The sequence below is a fragment of the Streptomyces sp. NPDC008001 genome (assembly GCF_042958085.1).
GTDB lineage: Bacteria > Actinomycetota > Actinomycetes > Streptomycetales > Streptomycetaceae > Streptomyces.
Genome location: NZ_JBIBIZ010000011.1, coordinates 76,248 through 95,897, shown reverse-complemented (window position 1 = coordinate 95,897; position 19,650 = coordinate 76,248). Strand labels below are relative to the sequence as shown.

The 19,650-nt window shown below is 71.5% G+C and carries 19 protein-coding genes and 1 pseudogene; 9 read left to right on the top strand and 11 right to left on the bottom strand.

Going from position 1 to position 19,650, the window contains the following annotated elements:
• Positions 1-350: 350 nt before the first annotated feature.
• Positions 351-2,057: a glycerol-3-phosphate dehydrogenase/oxidase gene (locus tag ACFZCD_RS28715; RefSeq protein ID WP_391835803.1), complete on the bottom strand. Its 1,707-nt coding sequence runs from the start codon at positions 2,055-2,057 to the stop codon at positions 351-353.
• Positions 2,058-2,317: 260 nt separating this feature from the next.
• On the opposite strand from ACFZCD_RS28715, the gene ACFZCD_RS28710 reads away from it, so the two are divergent.
• Positions 2,318-3,589 carry a nucleotide sugar dehydrogenase gene (locus ACFZCD_RS28710; RefSeq protein WP_391835801.1) on the top strand — a complete coding sequence of 424 codons (1,272 nt, stop codon included), beginning with the start codon at positions 2,318-2,320 and terminating at the stop codon, positions 3,587-3,589.
• Between the two features lie 141 nt (positions 3,590-3,730).
• Here ACFZCD_RS28710 and ACFZCD_RS28705 read toward each other — a convergent pair whose 3' ends face one another.
• Positions 3,731-4,882, bottom strand: coding sequence for a rod shape-determining protein (locus ACFZCD_RS28705; protein WP_391835799.1), 1,152 nt, complete (start codon positions 4,880-4,882; stop codon positions 3,731-3,733).
• Positions 4,883-5,023: 141 nt separating this feature from the next.
• On the opposite strand from ACFZCD_RS28705, the gene ACFZCD_RS28700 reads away from it, so the two are divergent.
• Entirely contained in the window at positions 5,024-5,626 is a 603-nt protein-coding gene (locus tag ACFZCD_RS28700; RefSeq protein WP_391835797.1) for a hypothetical protein, read from the top strand.
• A gap of 103 nt (positions 5,627-5,729) precedes the next feature.
• Here the strand turns inward: ACFZCD_RS28700 and ACFZCD_RS28695 are convergent, their stop codons facing one another.
• The 4 genes from ACFZCD_RS28695 to ACFZCD_RS28680 all read right to left on the bottom strand — a co-directional run bounded on the left by ACFZCD_RS28695 (position 5,730) and on the right by ACFZCD_RS28680 (position 10,201).
• Positions 5,730-6,857 (bottom strand): GuaB3 family IMP dehydrogenase-related protein, encoded by a 1,128-nt coding sequence (locus tag ACFZCD_RS28695; protein ID WP_391835795.1) that lies wholly within the window; start codon positions 6,855-6,857, stop codon positions 5,730-5,732.
• 128 nt (positions 6,858-6,985) lie between these two features.
• Positions 6,986-8,488 carry an IMP dehydrogenase gene (guaB, locus tag ACFZCD_RS28690; RefSeq protein WP_391835793.1) on the bottom strand — a complete coding sequence of 501 codons (1,503 nt, stop codon included), beginning with the start codon at positions 8,486-8,488 and terminating at the stop codon, positions 6,986-6,988.
• A 130-nt stretch (positions 8,489-8,618) separates the two neighbouring features.
• Positions 8,619-9,221 (bottom strand): sigma-70 family RNA polymerase sigma factor, encoded by a 603-nt coding sequence (locus ACFZCD_RS28685; RefSeq protein ID WP_058046781.1) that lies wholly within the window; start codon positions 9,219-9,221, stop codon positions 8,619-8,621.
• A gap of 368 nt (positions 9,222-9,589) precedes the next feature.
• Entirely contained in the window at positions 9,590-10,201 is a 612-nt protein-coding gene (locus tag ACFZCD_RS28680; protein ID WP_003948568.1) for a response regulator transcription factor, read from the bottom strand.
• 456 nt (positions 10,202-10,657) lie between these two features.
• Here ACFZCD_RS28680 and ACFZCD_RS28675 point away from each other — a divergent pair, with 456 nt between their 5' ends.
• Positions 10,658-10,963, top strand: coding sequence for a WhiB family transcriptional regulator (locus ACFZCD_RS28675; protein WP_030368345.1), 306 nt, complete (start codon positions 10,658-10,660; stop codon positions 10,961-10,963).
• Positions 10,964-11,023: 60 nt separating this feature from the next.
• On the opposite strand, the gene ACFZCD_RS28670 is transcribed toward ACFZCD_RS28675, so the two are convergent.
• Positions 11,024-11,935, bottom strand: coding sequence for a LysR family transcriptional regulator (locus ACFZCD_RS28670; protein ID WP_391835790.1), 912 nt, complete (start codon positions 11,933-11,935; stop codon positions 11,024-11,026).
• 79 nt (positions 11,936-12,014) lie between these two features.
• Between ACFZCD_RS28670 and ACFZCD_RS28665 the strand changes: the two are divergent.
• From ACFZCD_RS28665 to ACFZCD_RS28655, 3 genes and pseudogenes are all read left to right on the top strand, one after another.
• A pseudogene (locus ACFZCD_RS28665) lies at positions 12,015-12,110 on the top strand (MOSC domain-containing protein); the annotation flags it as partial.
• A gap of 100 nt (positions 12,111-12,210) precedes the next feature.
• A complete protein-coding gene (locus ACFZCD_RS28660) occupies positions 12,211-12,984 on the top strand; it encodes an SDR family NAD(P)-dependent oxidoreductase (RefSeq protein ID WP_391835788.1) in 774 nt (257 codons plus the stop codon).
• 68 nt (positions 12,985-13,052) lie between these two features.
• Positions 13,053-13,751, top strand: a complete 699-nt coding sequence (locus ACFZCD_RS28655) for an ester cyclase (RefSeq protein WP_391835786.1) — start codon at positions 13,053-13,055, stop codon at positions 13,749-13,751.
• Positions 13,752-13,845: 94 nt separating this feature from the next.
• Here ACFZCD_RS28655 and groL read toward each other — a convergent pair whose 3' ends face one another.
• The 3 genes from groL to ACFZCD_RS28640 all read right to left on the bottom strand — a co-directional run bounded on the left by groL (position 13,846) and on the right by ACFZCD_RS28640 (position 17,035).
• On the bottom strand, positions 13,846-15,468 hold the full coding sequence (gene groL / locus ACFZCD_RS28650) for a chaperonin GroEL (RefSeq protein ID WP_391835784.1): 1,623 nt from the start codon (positions 15,466-15,468) through the stop codon (positions 13,846-13,848).
• A 106-nt stretch (positions 15,469-15,574) separates the two neighbouring features.
• Positions 15,575-15,883 carry a co-chaperone GroES gene (gene groES, locus ACFZCD_RS28645; protein ID WP_179081347.1) on the bottom strand — a complete coding sequence of 103 codons (309 nt, stop codon included), beginning with the start codon at positions 15,881-15,883 and terminating at the stop codon, positions 15,575-15,577.
• A 252-nt stretch (positions 15,884-16,135) separates the two neighbouring features.
• On the bottom strand, positions 16,136-17,035 hold the full coding sequence (locus tag ACFZCD_RS28640; protein WP_391835782.1) for a polysaccharide deacetylase family protein: 900 nt from the start codon (positions 17,033-17,035) through the stop codon (positions 16,136-16,138).
• A gap of 105 nt (positions 17,036-17,140) precedes the next feature.
• Between ACFZCD_RS28640 and ACFZCD_RS28635 the strand changes: the two genes are divergently transcribed.
• The 3 genes from ACFZCD_RS28635 (at position 17,141) to ACFZCD_RS28625 (ending at position 19,251) form a co-directional block, all read left to right on the top strand.
• Entirely contained in the window at positions 17,141-18,331 is a 1,191-nt protein-coding gene (locus ACFZCD_RS28635) for a methyltransferase domain-containing protein (protein ID WP_391835780.1), read from the top strand.
• A 45-nt stretch (positions 18,332-18,376) separates the two neighbouring features.
• Positions 18,377-18,691, top strand: coding sequence for a hypothetical protein (locus ACFZCD_RS28630; protein WP_391835778.1), 315 nt, complete (start codon positions 18,377-18,379; stop codon positions 18,689-18,691).
• 134 nt (positions 18,692-18,825) lie between these two features.
• Complete coding sequence (locus ACFZCD_RS28625) at positions 18,826-19,251, top strand: hypothetical protein (protein ID WP_391835776.1); 426 nt, start codon at positions 18,826-18,828, stop codon at positions 19,249-19,251.
• A gap of 28 nt (positions 19,252-19,279) precedes the next feature.
• Here the strand turns inward: ACFZCD_RS28625 and ACFZCD_RS28620 are convergent, their stop codons facing one another.
• Positions 19,280-19,645, bottom strand: a complete 366-nt coding sequence (locus tag ACFZCD_RS28620) for a hypothetical protein (RefSeq protein ID WP_391835774.1) — start codon at positions 19,643-19,645, stop codon at positions 19,280-19,282.
• Between the last annotated feature and the right edge of the window lie 5 nt (positions 19,646-19,650).

The following is a 19,650-nucleotide window of genomic DNA, read 5'->3' as shown; positions in this document are numbered from 1 at the left end:
AATACGGGCAAGCCGCCGCCCGGCGTCCTCCGCGCGACACGGGGCGGCCGTTGCCGCACCGCCACCGCACTGACCTGGCCGACCTGCGCCGCGGCGACCGGGCGGCGCCCGGCACGGCATCCGCACCCGGTGTCACACGCGTCCGTTGCCTTAACAGGACCCGGTTTCGGACAGGGCGGTTCCCGGCGCGTCGGAGCCGTCACATGATGCTCATCCGGCGCTGTTGCCCCAGAGGTTACGTACCTGCCGAAAACAGCCACCGGACCGCAGACAGCCGGACGACCGGACAGCCGGACAGCCGGACGGCAGATGGCCGAACGTCAGGTGGCAGGACATCAGGTGGCGGGAATTCAGATGGGCTGCACGTCCGGCGCGCCCAGCCGTGCCGCATCCGCCGTCAGGTCGTCCGGCTGCAGCTGGGATTCGCGCTCCGCCTCCACCCGCTTCTCGTAGCGCTCGACCTCCTTCTCGACCTGGGAGTGGTCCCAGCCCAGCACCGGCGCCATCAGTTCGGCGGCCTCCCGGGCGCTGCGCGTGCCGCGGTCGAAGGTCTCGATCGAGATCCGGGTGCGGCGGGTGAGGACGTCGTCGAGGTGGCGCGCGCCCTCGTGCGAGGCGGCGTAGACGACCTCGGCCCGGAGGTAGTCCTCGGCGCCGGTGAGCGGGTCGCCCAGGGACGGGTCGGCGGCGATCAGCTCCAGCACCTCGTCGACCATCGAGCCGTACCGGTTGAGCAGGTGCTCGACGCGGGCGACGTGCAGACCGGTGCGCTGGGCGATCCGCGCCCGCCCGTTCCACAGCGCCTTGTAGCCCTCCGCGCCGACCAGCGGCACGTCCTCCGTGACGCACTCGGCCACGCGCCGGTCCAGGGCGTGCACCGCCTCGTCCACGGCGTCCTTGGCCATCACGCGGTACGTGGTGTACTTCCCGCCCGCCACAACCACCAGCCCCGGCACGGGGTGCGCCACGGTGTGCTCCCGCGAGAGCTTGCTCGTGGCGTCCGACTCGCCGGCCAGCAGGGGACGCAGGCCCGCGTAGACGCCCTGGACGTCGTCCCGGGTCAGCGGCACGGCCAGGACGGAGTTCACGTGCTCCAGCAGGTAGTCGATGTCCGCGCTGGAGGCGGCGGGGTGGGCCTTGTCCAGGTCCCAGTCGGTGTCCGTCGTGCCGACGATCCAGTGCCTGCCCCACGGGATCACGAAGAGCACGCTCTTCTCCGTGCGCAGGATCAGCCCCGTGGTGGAGTGGATGCGGTCCTTGGGCACCACGAGGTGGATGCCCTTCGAGGCCCGTACGTGGAACTGCCCGCGCTCGGCGATGAGCTTCTGGGTGTCGTCCGTCCACACGCCCGTGGCGTTGACGATCTGCCGGGCCCGGATCTCGAACTCCCCGCCCTGCTCCAGGTCGCGCACCCGGGCGCCGACCACCCGCTCGCCCTCGCGGAGGAAACCCGTCACGCGGGCCCGGTTGGCGACGTCGGCACCGTAGGCGGCCGCCGTGCGCACGATGGTGGTGACGTAGCGCGCGTCGTCCATCTGGGCGTCGTAGTACTGGAGCGCACCGACCAGGGCGTCCTTCTTCAGGCAGGGGGCGACGCGCAGGGCCCGCTTGCGGGTGAGGTGACGGTGCGTGGGCAGGCCGCGGCCGTGGCCCGAGGAGACCGACATCGCGTCGTAGAGCGCCACGCCCGAGCCGGCGTAGAAGCGCTCCCAGCCGCGGTGCTGCAGCGGGTAGAGGAAGGTGACGGGTTTCACCAGGTGCGGGGCGAGCCGCTCCAGCAGCAGCCCCCGCTCCTTGAGTGCCTCTCTCACGAGGGCGAAGTCGAGCATCTCCAGATAGCGCAGGCCGCCGTGGATGAGCTTGCTGGAGCGGCTGGAGGTGCCCGCCGCCCAGTCGCGCGCCTCGACCAGGCCGGTCGTCAGACCGCGCGTGGCCGCGTCGAGCGCCGTGCCCGCGCCGACGACGCCGCCTCCGACGACCAGGACGTCCAGTTCCCGCTCCGCCATCCGGGCGAGTGCCGCACTGCGCTCGTCCGGCCCGAGTGTCGCTGTCCTCACCGCTGCCTCCGTTTTCGGCCGCCGGTTGCTCCGCTGGTCCCCGCGCTTCTTTGCTCCTCCTTCGATGCTGCCCCAGATCGGCCACTTTGGCCGCGCCGGTGACGCATGGGAGCGAGCCGCGCCGCGTTGATCCCCAATAACAGTCATATATCCGCTTAACCTGATGTAACTCGCTCGCCTCTCGTGCGCGTGCCGTATCGCTCGCGCCCCGAATCGTCCGCGTGCCAAGGCCCCGGCTCCCCGGGAAGGACCGCCCCGCCATGCCCGCAGATCTCGCCGTCATCGGACTCGGCCACCTCGGACTCCCCCTCGCCCAGGCCGCGACCGCCGCCGGCATCGAGACCATCGGCTACGACCCCGACCCGCACACCGTCGCCGAGCTGCGCGCCGGCCGCCTGCCCCCGGAGTGCGCCGACGGCTCCCTCACCGCCGCCGAAGTCCGCCGCATGGTCGCCGCCGGCTTCCGCCCCACGACCGCCGACGCCGAGCTCGGCAAGGTGCGGACCGCCGTGATCTGCGCACCCACCCGGCTGGGCGAGAACCGGGCCCTCGACCTCGGCGCCATCGAAGCCGCCGCCCGCGCCCTGGCGGCACGGCTCCGCCCGCACACCACTGTTCTCCTGGAGTCCCCCGTCTACCCGGGCGCCACGGAGGAATTCCTGCGCCCCCTGCTCGAATCCGGCTCCGGGCTGCGCGCCGGACGTGACTTCCACCTGGCCTACTCCCCCACCCGGGTGGACCCGGGCAGCAAACGCCACGGCTACGCCACGACCCCCAAGGTCATCGGCGGCCTCACCCCCGCCTGCACCGAGGCCGCCGCCGCCTTCTACGGGCGGGTCTGCGAGAAGGTCGTCCGCGCGCGCGGCCTGCGCGAGGCCGAAGCCGTCCGCGTCCTGGAGGCCAACTACCGCTACGTCAACATCGCGCTCGTCAACGAGATGGCCGTCTTCTGCCACGACATCGGCGTCGACCTGTGGGACGTCGTGCGGTGCGCCGAGACCAAGCCCTTCGGCTTCCAGGCCTTCCGCCCGGGCCCCGGCGTGGGCGGCCCCGGCATCCCCATCGACCCCAACTACCTCTCGTACAAGGGGCGCAGCCTCGGCTATCCGCTGCGCATGGTGGAGGTCGCCCAGGAGGCCAACGGGCGCATGCCGCGGTACGTCACCCAGCGGTGCGCGACGCTCCTCAACGAGCACGGCAAGTCGGCGCGCGGCGCGCGCGTGCTGCTCCTCGGGGTCAGCTACAAGGCCGACGTCTCCGACCAGCAGGGCGCGCCCGCGCGCGAGATCGCCTCACGGCTGATGGAGCTGGGGGCGCAGCTCAGCTACCACGACCCGCACGTGGCGCAGTGGCGGGTGATGGGGCGGCCGGTGCCGCGGGCCGACAGCGTGTACGAGGCTGCGGCCGCGGCCGACCTCACGGTGCTGCTGCAGCACCACCGGACGTATGACCTGCAGGGGCTCGCGGTGAAGGCGCAGCTGCTGCTGGACACGCGCGGGGCGATTCCCGCGGGCGCGGGGCACCGGTTGTAGGAGCGGCAACCCCGCGCGTGCGTCAGGTGAAGCGCCTGACGGCGCTGTCCTCGATCGCCGGACGGGCTGATCTTCTGCTGGACCGGCACTTGAGGGTTTTCGGCCGGACCGGCGCCTGACGGCCTGTTCCCGCAGGGACTCCTACAGCCTCCCCAGCCCCAGTGCCCTGTTCGGGGCGTCCAGGACCGTGCGCAGGGCCGCGAAGTCCTCGACGCAGCGGCCCGTGCCGACCGCCACGCAGTCCAGCGGGTCGTCGGCGATGATGACCGGGATGTCGAGCTCCTTGCTCAGCCGGACGTCCAGGCCGCGCAGGAGCGCGCCGCCGCCCGTGAGCACGATGCCGCGGTCCATGATGTCGCCGGACAGCTCCGGCGGGGTCTCGTCCAGGGTCTGGCGGACCGCCATGACGATGGCGTCGACGGGCTCCGACAGCGCGTGGCGGATCTCGTCGGCCGTCAGCTCGCGCGTCTTGGGCAGGCCGCTGACCTGGTCGCGGCCGCGGATGGTGCAGCGCTCCGGCGGCTTGAGGCCCTGGGTCTCCTCCGGGTCCCCGCCGACCTCCTCCAGGCCGGTGTCCTTCTCCAGCTGCTTGGCGAGGGCGGCCAGCCCGGCCGCGGACCAGTAGCCGGTCGGGGCGGCGGAGCCGATGTTCATCTTGATCTCCTCCGCGGTGCGTTCGCCGATCGCGAGGGAGTACTCCTTCTTCACGTACGAGATGATCGCCGCGTCCATCGCGTCGCCGGCCGTGCGGACGGAGCGGGCGGTGACGATGCCGCCCAGGGAGATCACGGCCACCTCGGTGGTGCCGCCGCCGATGTCGACGACCATGCAGCCGGTCGGCTCGCTGACGGGCAGGCCGGCGCCGATCGCCGCGGCCATGGGCTCCTCGACGAGGTGCACCTGGCGGGCGCCCGCGCGCGAGGCGGCCTCGATGACGGCGCGCCGCTCGACGCCGGTGATGCCGGAGGGCACGCAGACCACGACGCGGGGGCGGGCGAAGAAGCGGTTGCCCATGACCTTCTTGATGAAGTGCCGCATCATCCGCTCGGCTATCTCGAAGTCGGCTATGACGCCGTCGCGCAGCGGGCGGACCGCAACGATGTTCGAGGGGGTGCGGCCGATGGTCTCCTTGGCCTCGGAGCCGACCGAGAGCACGCTGCCGTCATCGGCGTTCACGGCGACGACTGACGGTTCGTTGAGCACCACTCCCTTCCCCCGCACGTACACGAGCGTGTTCGCCGTGCCGAGGTCGATCCCCATGTCCCTGCCGCTGAACGACTTGCTTTGCGCCATAAGTTGCCATTATTCCTTACGGTCGAACTTTTATACGGAGTTCACAGCGGTGCGCTCGCGGTGAGTGACGGCTACGCGTCGTAGCACGCTGATACCTTTTGGCCCTTACTCAACACCTAAGACATTCGGGGGACATCGCAGATGAGCCAGCCCTGGCAGCAGCCGCAGCAGCCACCGCAGCAGAACCCGTACGGGCAGCCGCAGCAGCCGTACCCGCCCCAGCCGTACCCGCAGCACCAGCCCCAGCCTCCGCAGCAGCCGCCCTACGGCTACGGGCAGCAGCCCCCGCCACCGTACGGCGCCCCCGGCGGCTTCCCGCCGCCGCCCCCGCCGGTCCGCCGGGGCAACCCCGCACTCGCCGTGGTCCTGGGCATCGTGGCCATGCTCGTCGGCGCCGGCATCTACGGCGGCATCCTCAAGGCCTCCGACGGCGGCCAGATCGGCTACCTCGCCGTCGGTACGGGCGCCCTGATCGGTGCCGTCCTCGGCAAGACCGGCGGCCGCAACGCGGCGCTGCCGGTGGCCGGTGCGCTCCTCGGCCTGCTCGGCGTCTACCTGGGGCAGATCTTCGGCATCGCCCTGGAGCTGAGCGACCTCGCGCACATCCCGGTCACCGAGGTGTTCACCGAGCACTTCGACTCGCTGTCCAAGGCGTGGCAGGAGTACCTGGAGCCGATCGACGCGGTCTTCTTCATACTCGGCGGCGTGGGCGCCTTCCAGACGGCCCGCAAGCTCGCCGCCTGACGGCAGCCGCCCCGCCGGCTCCCCTGCCGCCGCCCCGCCCGGCATACGCCGAAGGGCCCGGACCGCCGCTGCGGTCCGGGCCCTTCGGTCAGCTGCCGGTGGGTCAGCGCTTGTCGTGCTGCGACGGCGCGACCGTCACCTCGACCCGCTGGAACTCCTTGAGGTCGCTGTAGCCGGTGGTGGCCATGGCACGGCGCAGCGCGCCGAACATGTTCATGGAGCCGTCCGGGGTGTGCGAGGGGCCGAGCAGGATCTCCTCGGTGGTGCCGACCACGCCCAGGTTCATGCGCTTGCCGCGCGGCACGTCCTCGTGGACGGCCTCCATGCCCCAGTGGTGGCCGCGGCCCGGCGCGTCGGTGGCGCGGGCGAGCGGGGAGCCCATCATCACGGCGTCCGCACCGCAGGCGATGGCCTTGGGCAGGTCGCCGGACCAGCCCACGCCGCCGTCGGCGATGACGTGCACGTAGCGGCCGCCGGACTCGTCCATGTAGTCCCGGCGGGCGGCGGCCACGTCGGCCACTGCGGTCGCCATCGGGACCTGGATGCCCAGGACGTTGCGCGTGGTGTGCGCGGCGCCGCCGCCGAAGCCGACGAGGACGCCGGCCGCGCCCGTGCGCATCAGGTGCAGCGCGGCGGTGTACGTGGCGCAGCCGCCGACGATGACCGGCACGTCGAGCTCGTAGATGAACTGCTTGAGGTTCAGCGGCTCGGCGGCGCCGGAGACGTGCTCGGCGGAGACGGTGGTGCCGCGGATCACGAAGATGTCCACGCCGGCGTCGACGACGGCCTTGGAGAACTGCGCGGTGCGCTGCGGGGAGAGCGCGGCGGCGGTCACGACACCGGAGTCGCGGACCTCCTTGATGCGCTGCCCGATCAGCTCTTCCTTGATCGGGGCGGCGTAGATCTCCTGCAGCCGCTTGGTCGCGGTGCGCTCGTCCAGCTCGGCGATCTCGGCGAGCAGCGGCTCCGGGTCCTCGTAGCGGGTCCACAGGCCCTCGAGGTTGAGGACGCCCAGGCCGCCCAGCTCGCCGATCCGGATGGCGGTCTCGGGCGAGACGACCGAGTCCATCGGGGCGGCCAGGAACGGCAGCTCGAAGCGGTAGGCGTCGATCTGCCAGGCGATCGAGACCTCCTTCGGGTCGCGGGTACGGCGACTCGGGACGACGGCGATGTCGTCGAATGCGTACGCCCGGCGGCCGCGCTTGCCGCGCCCGATCTCGATCTCAGTCACGTGTGTGGCCTTTCCTTCTACGTCCTGCCGCATCCAGTATCCCCGACGCGGCGGAGCCCGCGGCCTGAGCGGTCGCGGGCTCCTGCAAAGCGCTTGAAACGCGTACTACTACCGGGACTCGTAGCGGGTCACCGGCGCGAGTAGTTCGGCGCCTCCACCGTCATCTGGATGTCGTGCGGGTGGCTCTCCTTGAGGCCCGCGGACGTGATGCGGACGAAGGTGCCCTTGTCCTTGAGCTCCTGGATGCTGGCCGAGCCGACGTAGCCCATGGAGGCGCGCAGGCCGCCGATGAGCTGGTGGGCCACCGAGCCCAGCGGGCCGCGGTAGGGCACCTGGCCCTCGATGCCCTCGGGCACGAGCTTGTCCTCGGAGAGGACGTTGTCCTGGAAGTAGCGGTCCTTGGAGAAGGAGCGGGCCTGGCCGCGCGACTGCATGGCACCCAGCGAGCCCATGCCCCGGTAGGACTTGAACTGCTTGCCGTTGATGAAGACCATCTCGCCCGGCGACTCCTCGCAGCCCGCGAGCAGCGAGCCGAGCATTACCGCGTCGGCACCGGCGGCGATCGCCTTGGCGATGTCGCCCGAGTACTGCAGACCACCGTCGCCGATCAGCGGCACGCCCGCGGCGTGGCACGCCTGCGCGGCCTCGTAGATCGCGGTGACCTGCGGGACGCCGATGCCGGCGACGACGCGGGTGGTGCAGATCGAGCCCGGGCCGACGCCGACCTTCACGCCGTCGACACCGGCGTCGATGAGCGCCTGGGCGCCGTCGCGGGTGGCGACGTTGCCGCCGACGACGTCGACGCTGATGTTGGACTTGACCTTGGCGATCATGTCGAGGATGCCGCGGCTGTGGCCGTGGGCGCTGTCGACGACCAGGAAGTCGGCGCCGGCCTCGACGAGCGCCTGAGCGCGCTCGTAGGCCTCGTCGCCCACGCCCACGGCGGCACCGACGATCAGGCGGCCCTCGGCGTCCTTGGCGGCGTTCGGGTACTGCTCGGCCTTGACGAAGTCCTTGACCGTGATGAGGCCCTTGAGCACACCGGCGTCGTCGACCAGCGGCAGCTTCTCGATCTTGTGGCGGCGGAGCAGCTCGATGGCGTCCTCGCCGGAGATCCCGACCTTGCCCGTGACCAGCGGCATCGGCGTCATGACCTCGCGCACCTGACGGCTGCGGTCCAGCTCGAAGGCCATGTCGCGGTTGGTGACGATGCCGAGCAGCTTGCCGGCCGCGTCGGTGACCGGCACGCCGCTGATGCGGAAGCGGGCGCACAGGGCGTCCGCGTCGGCGAGGGTGGCGTCCGGGCGGACCGTGATCGGGTCGGTGACCATGCCCGACTCGGAGCGCTTGACCAGGTCGACCTGGTTGGCCTGGTCCTCGATGGAGAGATTGCGGTGCAGGACGCCCACGCCGCCCTGGCGGGCCATGGCGATGGCCATGCGCGCCTCGGTGACCTTGTCCATCGCCGCCGACATCAGCGGGATGTTCACCCGGACGTTGCGCGAGACCCGGGAGGAGGTGTCGACGGCGTTCGGCAGGACCTCCGAAGCGCCCGGCAGCAGCAGGACGTCGTCGTAAGTCAGACCGAGCATCGCGAATTTCCCGGGCATTCCGTCGATGTTGTCAGTCATGACACCTTCCCCAATGGTCTTGCCCCAGCGCGGACTCCCATGCTAACGGCCGTCACACGTGTCCCATTCCACGACGGCTGAGGATCGCGTCACTTGGAGATTCGTACGAAGAGCGGGTGGTCCGCAGCTCCTACTGCTCGGCCAGCGCGCGCAGCCTGCTGAGCGCCCGGTGCTGCGCGACCCGCACCGCCCCCGGCGACATCCCGAGCATCTGCCCCGTCTCCTCGGCGGTCATGCCGATGGCGACGCGCAGCAGGACCAGCTCGCGCTGGTTCTCCGGAAGGCTGGCGAGGAGCTTCTTGGCCCACTCGGCATCGCTGCTGAGCAGGGCCCGCTCCTCCGGCCCGAGCGAATCGTCCGGCTGCTCGGGCATCTCGTCGGAGGGCACGGCCGTGCTGCCGGGGTGGCGCATGGCGGCCCGCTGGAGGTCGGCGACCTTGTGCGCGGCGATGGCCACGACGAAGGCCTCGAAGGGGCGCCCGGTGTCGCGGTAGCGCGGCAGGGCGCAGAGCACGGCGAGGCAGACCTCCTGCGCGAGGTCGTCCACGAAGTGGCGGGCGTCACCCGGCAGGCGCGACAGCCGGGTGCGGCAGTAGCGCAGTGCGAGCGGGTGCACCAGGGCGAGCAGATCGTGGGTGGCCCGCCGGTCACCCTCGACAGCGCGGGCGACGAGGGCGCCGATCTCTCCCGGGGCGGCCGCCGCCGGGGACCCCTTGGTGTCGTCTTCGCGCATCGGTCCATGGTGCCTCGGCATGTCGGCTTCCGCGGCACCACCCTCGTGGTTGCCCGTAGAACCGTTACGCGTCGGTGTCCTCGCACTCACGTCTAGCGCCTCCCCTTTCGGGTATGCCCGCCCCAGCACTCACGACTCCACCGATAGCTTGTGCCCGTGCCGCACGGCACGGGGCAAGGCTTGTCCGTCATGAGGTCTCTTGGGGCCGAGCGCGAAGCCTCGGCTCCTGCCGGGGAGGAGTCACACTCCAAGGATGCGGCATCCCTCGGAGTTTCGGCGTCGGACGCCGAGCGGTGAGGCCGGGGTGCGCATCGCCCACCCGGGTGGCGCGCACCGCGACCTCACGACGCTGCGCGCCACGCCGCGCCCTAGCGGACCAGGCCCCAGCGGAAGCCGAGCGCCACGGCGTGCGCCCGGTCCGACGCGCCCAGCTTCTTGAAGAGGCGCCTCGCGTGGGTCTTGACGGTGTCCTCCGAGAGGAAGAGCTCCCGCCCGATCTCCGCGTTCGAGCGGCCGTGGCTCATGCCCTCCAGCACCTGGATCTCGCGCGCGGTGAGCGTGGGTGCGGCGCCCATCTCGGCCGAGCGCAGCCGGCGCGGGGCGAGCCGCCAGGTCGGGTCGGCGAGGGCCTGCGTCACGGTGGCCCGCAGCTCGGCGCGCGAGGCGTCCTTGTGCAGATACCCGCGCGCTCCGGCGGCGACCGCGAGCGCGACACCGTCGAGGTCCTCGGCGACGGTGAGCATGATGATGCGGGCCCCGGGGTCCGCCGACAGCAGCCGGCGGACGGTCTCGACACCGCCGAGTCCGGGCATGCGTACGTCCATCAGAATCAGATCCGAACGATCGGCTCCCCAGCGGCGGAGGACTTCCTCGCCGTTGGCTGCCGTCGTCACACGCTCGACACCGGGCACGGTCGCCACCGCGCGGCGGAGCGCCTCACGGGCAAGCGGGGAATCGTCGCAGACGAGGACGGATGTCATGACCGTCCTCCGCAGCTGATGCGCGTCACCTTGAGCCTCCAGGCTGGTACTGATCGTCACCTGTGCGATCGACGGCTCTGACGCCCGGTCGGACACCTGCCCGACTGCTTCATCCGTCAACCGCCTCCGCCCTCTCAACGACGGTCACCCGAAAGAGTTACGGGGTCGGTCGAGCACGTTCGGCACTCTACGTGAGGGCGCGGATACGGAGCAGGGCGCATTGGGGGCGCCCGCCGCGCCACCCCCGCGGCACCGCGGCCGCAACCCCGTCACCACTGCGCTATGCCCCATTTGCCCATGCGGCGCAGTTTTTCTTCCCATTTGCTGCCGTCTATGACTAGATTCGCAATCAGTCATATTTACATCCGCCCGGCAGACCGCCCCGACGGACGGCACTGACAGCACGGACAGACAGCTCTGACAACGCTTCCGACAGCTCGCTTCGAGGGGATAGCAATGGCAGATTTCTCCCGGCTTCCCGGTCCCAACGCCGACCTGTGGGACTGGCAGCTCCTGGCAGCCTGCCGCGGGGTCGACAGCTCGCTGTTCTTCCACCCGGAGGGCGAGCGCGGCGCGGCCCGCAGCGCGCGCGAGACCTCGGCGAAAGAGGTGTGCATGCGCTGCCCGGTGCGCGCCGAATGTGCGGCGCACGCGCTGGCCGTACGGGAGCCCTACGGCGTGTGGGGCGGCCTCACCGAGGACGAGCGCGAGGAGCTGATGGGCCGCGCGCGACACAGAGCCATCGCCGCGGCAGGCTCATAGGCGCGCCCGCCCCGAGGAGTGACCGCGCCCCGGAGACGTCACCGGAGGCCCGGCAGCCCCTCAGCGCCCCGCCGTACCCGCCAGCTTGTCCAGCATCGCGTCCACCGCCGGCACCCGCGCCAGGTCCGGCAGGGTCAGGGCGACGATCTCGCGGTGCACGGCGGGCTCCACGGGAACCGTCCGCGCGCCCTTGGGACGTACGGTCTCCAGGGCCAGCTCCGGCATCACCGCGACGCCCAGCCCCGCACCGACCAGGCCGAAGACCGCCGGGTAATCGTCGGTCGCGAAGTCGATGCGCGGGGTGAAGCCGGCGCTCTCGCAGACCTCCACCAGGTGCCGCCGGCAGCGCGGGCAGCCCGCGATCCAGGGCTCCTCGGCCAGGTCGGTGATGCCGATCCGCTCCGCCCCCGCCAGCCGGTGCCCCTCCGGGACGACGCCGATGAGGCGGTCGGTCAGCAGCGGGCGGACGACGAGGTCCTCCCACTCCGCGCCCGCGGCCGGGTCCGCGCCGCGGACGTCCGGATAGCGGAAGGCCAGCGCGATCTCGCACTCGCCGTCGCGCAGCATCTCCACCGAGCGCGGCGGCTCGGCCTCGACAAGGGAGATCTCGGTGCCGGGGTGCGCGGCCCGCATCTGAGCGAGCGCGCCCGGCACGAGCGTCGAGCTGCCGCTGGGGAAGGACACGAGGCGCACCCGGCCCGCCCGCAGTCCGGCGATGGCCGCGATCTCCTCCTCGGCGGCGGTGAGCCCGGCCAGGATCCCGGAGGCGTGCCGGACGAGGGCCGTGCCGGCCTGGGTGAGGCGCATCTCGCGGCCCGTGCGCACGAGCAGCGGCGTGCCCGTGGACTGCTCCAGCGCCTTCATCTGCTGGCTGACGGCGGGCTGGGTGCAGCCCAGCTCCCGGGCCGCGGCCGAGAAGGAACCGGTCAGGGCCACTGCGCGCAGCACCCTCAGATGTCGAGCCTCGATCATACGCCGAGCATAAGGCCATCTTGGGGGTGTCGCGAAATAATCGGTGGCGCCTTTGAGTCGCGTCCCGGCTACGGGCACGCGGTTCACCCAGCAGGCGTCTCCCGGCGCCTACCTTCGGGTGACAGGGCCCGGCGAGATACGCGCGAGGAAAGCGGTCACCGTCGTCCACCGCCCCCGCCGGGCGGCGTCAACCTGACCGTCAATCAGCGCCCGACCGGCCGTCAAAACACCGTAGGCCATCGGCACACGGGGCCTCCGGGCTCTACCGTGCCGGTATGACGACTGTATTGATCACAGGGGCGACGGCCGGGATCGGTGCCGCGTTCGCGCGCCGCCTGGCGGGCGACGGACACGACCTCGTCCTCGTGGCCCGCGACGAGGAGCGGCTCGGCCGTTCGGCGACCGAGCTCCACGACCGGCACGGCGTGGAGGTGGAGGTCCTCCCCGCGGACCTCTCCGAGGACAAGGGCATCGAGGCGGTCGAGGCGCGGCTGCGCGACGGCGAGCGCCCGGTGCACCTGCTGGTCAACAACGCCGGGTTCGGCAACAAGGGCAGCTACCTGGAGGTGTCTCTCGCCGACGAGCTCAAGATGCTCAAGGTGCACTGCGAGGCGGTGCTGCGGCTGACGTCCGCGGCGGCCGAGGGGATGCGCGAGCGCCGGCGCGGCGCGGTGATCAACGTGGCGTCGGTGGCCGCGTTCGTCCCGCGCGGCACGTACGGGGCGAGCAAGTCCTGGGTCGTGCAGTTCACCCAGGGCGCCGCGCGCGACCTCGCCGGGAGCGGGGTGCGGCTGATGGCGCTGTGCCCCGGCTTCGTACGGACGGAGTTCCACGAGCGGGCCGGGATGGGCACGGACAACGTCCCGGGCTGGCTGTGGCTGGACGCCGACAAGGTGGTGACGGCGGCGCTGCGGGACCTCTCGCAGGGCAAGGCGCTGTCCGTGCCCGATCCCCGGTACAAGGCCATGACCGGGCTGATGAAGCTGGCGCCGCGCAGGGTGGTGTCGCGGGCGTCGTCGACGACCGGCCGTAAGTACGGGCCGAAGTAGGGCGTGGGGTTCCACCCTCCCGGGTGATCCATTCAGGACTAACCTGGATGTATCACCCGGGAGGCACCATGACGTTCGTACAGATCATCGACTGCAGGACGAGCCGGCACGAGGACATGGACCGGCTGATGGACGACTGGGTCGCCGCGACCGAGGGGAAGCGGACCGCCACGCACGCGGTGACGGCCCGCGACCGCACCCAGGGCGATCACTACGTGCAGATCGTGGAGTTCCCCTCCTACGAAGAGGCGATGCGCAACTCGAAGCTCCCCGAGACCGACCGGATCTTCTCCGAGATGGTCGCGCTCTGCGACGGGATGCCGTCCTTCACCGACCTCGACGTGGTCCGCGACGATCAGCTCAACAAGACCGCGGCCCGCCGCTTCTTCGAGGACGTGGCGCGGGACGGCGACCTCGGACTGATGGACGAGCTCTTCACCGCCGACTACCGCCACCACGACATCGGCAAGGAAGAGCCCACCATCGTCGGCCTGGATGCCATGCGCTCCGACGTCGAGAGCTGGCGGGACGCCTTCGACCTCGCCTTCACCCTCCACTCCCAGCTCGCCGAGGGCGACGAGATCGCCACCCGCTGGACCTGGCGGGGCACCCATCAGGGTGACTTCATGGGGCACCAGCCCACCGGGCAGGACGTGACCATGGAGGGCACCACGACGTTCCGCTTCCGCGACGGGAAGATCGCCGAGGGCTGGTGGATCTACGACATGCTGGGGCTGCGGCGGCAGCTGGAGTCGGGGCCGGTGTAGGCGCCCTCAAGCACTGAGCGCAGGTGCGAACGGCCGGAGCCCGGCACCCACCAGGGGTGCCGGGCTCCGGAGCGTGCCGCGGTGCGGCGTGGGGTCAGTGCGAGTGACCGTGGCCGTGACCGGCCTCGGCCTCCTCCTCGGCCGGCTTCTCGACGACCAGGGTCTCGGTCGTGAGCAGCAGGGAGGCGATGGAGGCGGCGTTCTCCAGGGCGGAGCGGGTGACCTTGACCGGGTCGATGACGCCGGCCTTCACCAGGTCGCCGTACTCGCCGGTGGCGGCGTTGAAGCCCTGGCCCTTGTCGAGCTCGGACACCTTGGAGGTGATGACGTAGCCCTCGAGGCCGGCGTTCTCGGCGATCCAGCGCAGCGGCTCGACGGCGGCGCGGCGGACGACGGCGACACCGGTGGCCTCGTCGCCCTCCTTGCCCAGGTTGCCCTCGAGCACCTTGACGGCGTGGACGAGCGCGGAGCCACCACCGGAGACGATGCCCTCCTCGACCGCGGCGCGGGTCGCGGAGATGGCGTCCTCCAGACGGTGCTTCTTCTCCTTGAGCTCGACCTCGGTGGCCGCACCCACGCGGATGACGCAGACGCCACCGGCGAGCTTGGCGAGGCGCTCCTGGAGCTTCTCGCGGTCCCAGTCCGAGTCCGTGGACTCGATCTCGGCCTTGATCTGGGCGACGCGGCCCTCGACGTCGGCGGAGTTGCCACCGCCGTCGACGATGGTGGTGTCGTCCTTGGTGATGGTCACGCGGCGGGCGGAGCCCAGCACGTCCAGGCCGACCTGGTCGAGCTTGAGGCCGACCTCCTCGGCGACGACGGTGCCGCCGGTCAGGGTGGCCATGTCGCCCAGCATCGCCTTGCGGCGGTCGCCGAAGCCCGGGGCCTTGACGGCCACGGCGTTGAACGTGCCGCGGATCTTGTTGACGACGAGCGTGGAGAGGGCCTCGCCCTCGACGTCCTCGGCGATGATCAGCAGCGGCTTGGAGGAGCCGCCCTGGATGATCTTCTCCAGCAGGGGCAGCAGGTCCTGGATCGAGGAGATCTTGCCCTGGTGGATGAGGATGTACGGGTCCTCGAGGACGGCCTCCATGCGCTCCTGGTCGGTGACCATGTAGGGCGACAGGTAACCCTTGTCGAAGGCCATGCCCTCGGTGAAGTCCAGCTCCAGGCCGAAGGTGTTGGACTCCTCGACGGTGATGACACCGTCCTTGCCGACCTTGTCCATCGCCTCGGCGATGAGCTCGCCGACCTGCTTGTCCTGGGCGGACAGGGCGGCGACGGCGGCGATGTCGGCCTTGTCGTCGATCGGGCGGGCGGTCGCGAGCAGCTCGTCGGAGACGGCCTTGACCGCGGCGTCGATGCCCTTCTTCAGGGCGGCCGGGGAAGCACCCGCGGCGACGTTGCGCAGACCCTCGCGGACCAGCGCCTGGGCCAGGACGGTCGCGGTGGTGGTGCCGTCACCCGCGATGTCGTTGGTCTTGGTCGCCACCTCCTTGACGAGCTGGGCGCCCAGGTTCTCGTACGGGTCCTCGATCTCGACCTCACGGGCGATGGTGACGCCGTCGTTGGTGATGGTCGGGGCACCGAACTTCTTGTCGATGACGACGTTGCGGCCCTTGGGGCCGATCGTCACCTTGACCGTGTCGGCCAGCTTGTTGACACCGCGCTCAAGGGCGCGACGGGCGTCCTCGTCGAACTTCAGGATCTTCGCCATGGGTGCTTCAAGTCCTCTCAAACGAACTGCGCCCCGGCGCCCGGTTGTCCGGACGGTTGTCTCGGAAACGGGGACCAGGGGCGCAGATCACATCAAACGGGGTGAATTACTTCTCGATGATCGCGAGCACGTCGCGAGCCGAGAGGACGAGGTACTCGTCACCGTTGTACTTCACCTCGGTGCCGCCGTACTTGCTGTACAGCACGACATCGCCGACCTGGACGTCGAGCGGAAGGCGGTTGCCGTCCTCGAAGCGGCCCGGACCCACGGCCAGGACGACGCCCTCCTGGGGCTTCTCCTTGGCGGTGTCCGGAATGACCAGGCCGGAGGCCGTGGTCTGCTCGGCGTCGAGCGGCTGGACCACGATGCGGTCCTCGAGCGGCTTGATGGCAACCTTGGAGCTGGCGGTCGTCACGATCCGACCTCCCCCTTCGGAGATTCACGGGGTTATCTGTCTGAGGTGGCGACCAGGAGGATCCGTCGTCGCGGGTGCCGGATTCTGCCCGTCGCTGTGTTTGGCACTCCCTGGTGGAGAGTGCCAACGGAGCCGAGACTATGACGCGGTTAGCACTCGGTCAAGCGGAGTGCCAATTCGCGGTGCGGCGAGCCATCACTACCCCGCGCCGGGCGTGCTCAGACGTGCCCCTTTCCCGGACCTGGCTCTCGTTCAGACGTAGTCCTCCAGGCGCGCCACCGTGAACCCCTGCCGCTCGATGCTGCGCAGCATGTTGACGACCATCTGCGTCATGGTCGTGCCCTTGAGCTCCTGGGGGCCGCGGAAGTGGGCGAGGACGATGTCGCCGGGGCGCAGCTTGTCGCCCTCGGCGTAGCGCATGTCGTTGATCTGCATCGTCGCCTCCCACAGCACGACCGCCTTGACCCCGCAGCCGCCGGCCGCGGCGAGGGTGGCGTCGTTGTAGTTGCCGTAGGGCGGGCGGAACAGCGGCGGCTTGCTGCCGTACCGCTTCTCCAGAACGTCCTGCTGCCCGCAGATCTCGCGGCGCTGGGCGTCGGCGGAGAGCGTGCGGAGGTTGGGGTGGGAGAGGGTGTGGTTCTGGATGCCGTTGCGGTTGCCCTCGCCCCGCAGCTGCTCGAAGTAGCCGTAGCCGCGGCCCGCGCGGGCGATGTCGTCCGTGAGGAACATCGTGAAGGGCAGCTTCAGGTCGCCGGCCATCTTCACGAACTCCGGATCCTTCTCCGCACCGTCGTCGAAGGTCAGGAAGACGACCTTGTCGCTGGTGGGCACGTGCCGGACGATCTTGGGCGGGGCGCCGGGCTTCACTCCGTCGGTCAGCTTGGCGGCCGGCGGGGCTGGAGGTGCGGCCAGGGGCTTGCCGAGGCCCCAGCGGCGGTAGGCGGCGGCGTCCGGGGCGGCGGAGGCCGAGGGCGAAGCCGCCGTGCCCGTACGCGGAGCGGAGGACGCGGGCGCGGGCCCCTTGCCGCCGCCGGAGGAGCCGGAGCAGCCGCTGAGGAGCAGCGCCAGCAGGAGCGCGGTGGCGGCGGCCGCACGGAGGGATATCGGACCGGATGCGGGGCCGGATGCGGGACCGGATATAGGGGAGCTCACACCTCCGATTGTTGTGCATGCGTTCGATCACGGCAGAAGGGGCGGCGGGCCGCAGTGCCACGGCAGAAGGGGCAGCGGGCCGGAGGGCTGGGCGAGAATGACCGGGTGCCCGCACCGAACGCCTCCGTCACCGCCTTCACCGCCCTCCTCACGGAGGAGGGCCGGACCCTGCTCGCCGAGCTGCGCGACCACGACCCCGCCCGGGAGCTCGCCACGGCGACCCGGCTGCGCCGTGACCACCCCGCCGAGCTCGTCTCGGCCGCGCTCGGCATGGCCCGGCTGCGGCAGCGTGCGGTGGCGAAGTTCGGGGCGGAGGACGCGTACCGGATGTTCTTCACGCCGAACGGCGTCGAGCAGTCCACCCGGCGCTCGGTGGCGGAGTACCGGGCCGCCCGCTTCGCCGCGCTCGGCGTCCGCTCCGTGGCCGACCTGTGCTGCGGCATCGGTGGCGACGCGATCGCGCTGGCGCGCCTGGGCATCCGCGTCCTGGCGGTCGACCGCGACCCGCTGACCTGCGAGGTCGCGCGGGCCAACGCGGAGGCCCTGGGCCTGGCGGAGCTGATCGAGGTGCGCTGCGCGGACGTGGCGGAGGTGGACACCTCGGGCTGCGACGCGGTGTTCGCCGACCCGGCGCGGCGGGGCGGCCGCGGCCGCATCTTCGACCCCGAGGCCTACTCGCCGCCCTTGTCGTGGGCGATCGAGGCGGCCCGCAAGGCCCCTCTCGCGGCGCTCAAGATCGCCCCCGGGGTGCCTCACGAGGCGGTCCCGGACGACGCGGAGGCCGAGTGGATCTCGGACGGGGGCGATGTGAAGGAGGCCGTGCTCTGGTTCGGCACGGCGCCGGGCGCGCGCCGGGCGACGCTGCTGCCGGGCGGGCACTCGCTGGTGGGCGCGGGGCTGCCGGATCCGGCGGTACGGCCGGTGGGGCGGTATCTGTACGAGCCGGACGGCGCGGTGATCCGCGCGCACCTGGTGGCGGACGTGGCGGCCGCGCTCGGCGACGGCGGGCTGATCGACGAGACGATCGCGTACGTGACGAGCGACGAGCTGCGGGCGACGGACTACGCGTCGGCGTACGAGATCACGGACGTCCTGCCGTTCAACCTGAAGAAGCTCAAGGCCGTGGTGCGCGAGCGCGGCATCGGCGTCGCCGTCATCAAGAAGCGGGGCTCCGCGGTGGAGCCGGAGGACCTCCGCAAGAAGCTGAAGCTCGCCGGGCCGAACTCCTGCGTGATCGTGCTGACCCGGGCGGCCGGGGCGCCGGTGATGCTGCTGGGGCACGCGGCCCGCGCGTAGCCCGGCATGAGCGCCGGAGCGGCCTGTTGCTCCTACGCTCGCCCCATGACCGAGAACGAGATCAAGCTCAAGGCCATCGCCGCGCTCACGGCCCTGCGCGGCGGCGTGGGGACGGACTACGTGTCGTCCCTGCTCGGCGAGGTGATCCCCGGCGAGTTCACGGTGCCGGTCGGCGCGGAGGCGAGGGAGGTCGGGCTCGCGGTGCTGAACCAGCTGTCCGAGCCGATGAGCGCGCTGATCAGCGGCCTGATGCTGGCCTTCGAGGCGGTCGCGGACGCCTACGACGAGACGACGCCGGATGCGCCGACGGAGGAGATCCTGCAGACGCTGGCCCTGGCGCTGGCGCGCGACGCCGACTGACGCATCCGGCCGGCCGGGGCGCGAATCCGGCTGACACCGGCAACCGGTCGTATTTACCGGCAAATCGGGGATGCGGTCGCCGGTGCGACGCTACGGTGCGGGGGATCGGGCACGGGGCGACGAGGGGTGGGCGGATGTTGAGCGAGTCGCTGGTGGCGGTGGCCGCCGCGGGGGGCGCCGCGGTCGTGCAGGCCGCGGGCACGGACGCGTGGACCGGGCTGCGCGAGCGGGTCGCGCGGTGGGCGGGACGGGGCGACGAGGCGCGCGAGCTGAGGGAGCTGGAGCGGCTCGACCGCACGGCGGGCGTGCTGGCCGCCGCGGCGGATTCCGGTTCCTGCGACGCCGCACGGATACGGGACCGCCAGGAGGGTGCCTGGCAGAACCGTTTCGAGTCGCTGCTGGAAGCGCTCCCGGAGGAGGAGCGGGACCCGGTGGCGGAGGAGTTGCAGGCCCTGGTCGAGGAGTGCGGGGCGCCGGCGCCGACGGCAGCCGGCGCTCAGGGGGCGGGCGACGGCTTCCGGGGGCCGACGGCGCTCCAGGGGAGCGAGGTCGTGGGGTGAGGCCCGGAGACAAGCAGAGACGAGGGGCTCACGCCAGGTCCGTCAGGTCCTCCGCGTAGAAGGTGGTCAGGGGCTGGGGGCCCACGTACTGCTGGCAGTTGCACTGCCTCAGCTCGTACGCCGTGGGCTTCTTCTCCGCGTCCCAGGCGACCGGGGTCTCCGCCGACTCATGGCACTTGCCCTGCTTGTCGTGCTTGGCCAGGTGGTGCGAGCAGCCGCATATCGGCTGGGGCGGCTTCGCCGCCGCCTCCAGCGCCGCGCGTTCCGCGCGCTCCGTCTCCAGGAGCTCCAGCTTGCGCTCGTGGCGGGTGCGCAGGGCCGTGCGGGCCGTGTCGGCGACCTTGGTGAAGCCGCCGACGCCGAAGAAGATCAGCACCCACCAGAACCAGTCCATGTCCG

Excerpts from the sequence above, each read along its gene's own strand:
- ACFZCD_RS28710 (WP_391835801.1), top strand. The coding sequence starts at position 2,318 with ATGCCCGCAGATCTCGCCGTCATCGGACTCGGCCACCTCGGACTCCCC.
- ACFZCD_RS28705 (WP_391835799.1), bottom strand. The coding sequence starts at position 4,882 with ATGGCGCAAAGCAAGTCGTTCAGCGGCAGGGACATGGGGATCGACCTC.
- ACFZCD_RS28700 (WP_391835797.1), top strand. The coding sequence starts at position 5,024 with ATGAGCCAGCCCTGGCAGCAGCCGCAGCAGCCACCGCAGCAGAACCCG.
- guaB (WP_391835793.1), bottom strand. The coding sequence starts at position 8,488 with ATGACTGACAACATCGACGGAATGCCCGGGAAATTCGCGATGCTCGGT.
- ACFZCD_RS28685 (WP_058046781.1), bottom strand. The coding sequence starts at position 9,221 with ATGCGCGAAGACGACACCAAGGGGTCCCCGGCGGCGGCCGCCCCGGGA.
- ACFZCD_RS28680 (WP_003948568.1), bottom strand. The coding sequence starts at position 10,201 with ATGACATCCGTCCTCGTCTGCGACGATTCCCCGCTTGCCCGTGAGGCG.
- ACFZCD_RS28675 (WP_030368345.1), top strand. The coding sequence starts at position 10,658 with ATGGCAGATTTCTCCCGGCTTCCCGGTCCCAACGCCGACCTGTGGGAC.
- ACFZCD_RS28670 (WP_391835790.1), bottom strand. The coding sequence starts at position 11,935 with ATGATCGAGGCTCGACATCTGAGGGTGCTGCGCGCAGTGGCCCTGACC.
- ACFZCD_RS28660 (WP_391835788.1), top strand. The coding sequence starts at position 12,211 with ATGACGACTGTATTGATCACAGGGGCGACGGCCGGGATCGGTGCCGCG.
- ACFZCD_RS28655 (WP_391835786.1), top strand. The coding sequence starts at position 13,053 with ATGACGTTCGTACAGATCATCGACTGCAGGACGAGCCGGCACGAGGAC.
- groL (WP_391835784.1), bottom strand. The coding sequence starts at position 15,468 with ATGGCGAAGATCCTGAAGTTCGACGAGGACGCCCGTCGCGCCCTTGAG.
- ACFZCD_RS28630 (WP_391835778.1), top strand. The coding sequence starts at position 18,377 with ATGACCGAGAACGAGATCAAGCTCAAGGCCATCGCCGCGCTCACGGCC.
- ACFZCD_RS28625 (WP_391835776.1), top strand. The coding sequence starts at position 18,826 with ATGTTGAGCGAGTCGCTGGTGGCGGTGGCCGCCGCGGGGGGCGCCGCG.
- ACFZCD_RS28620 (WP_391835774.1), bottom strand. The coding sequence starts at position 19,645 with ATGGACTGGTTCTGGTGGGTGCTGATCTTCTTCGGCGTCGGCGGCTTC.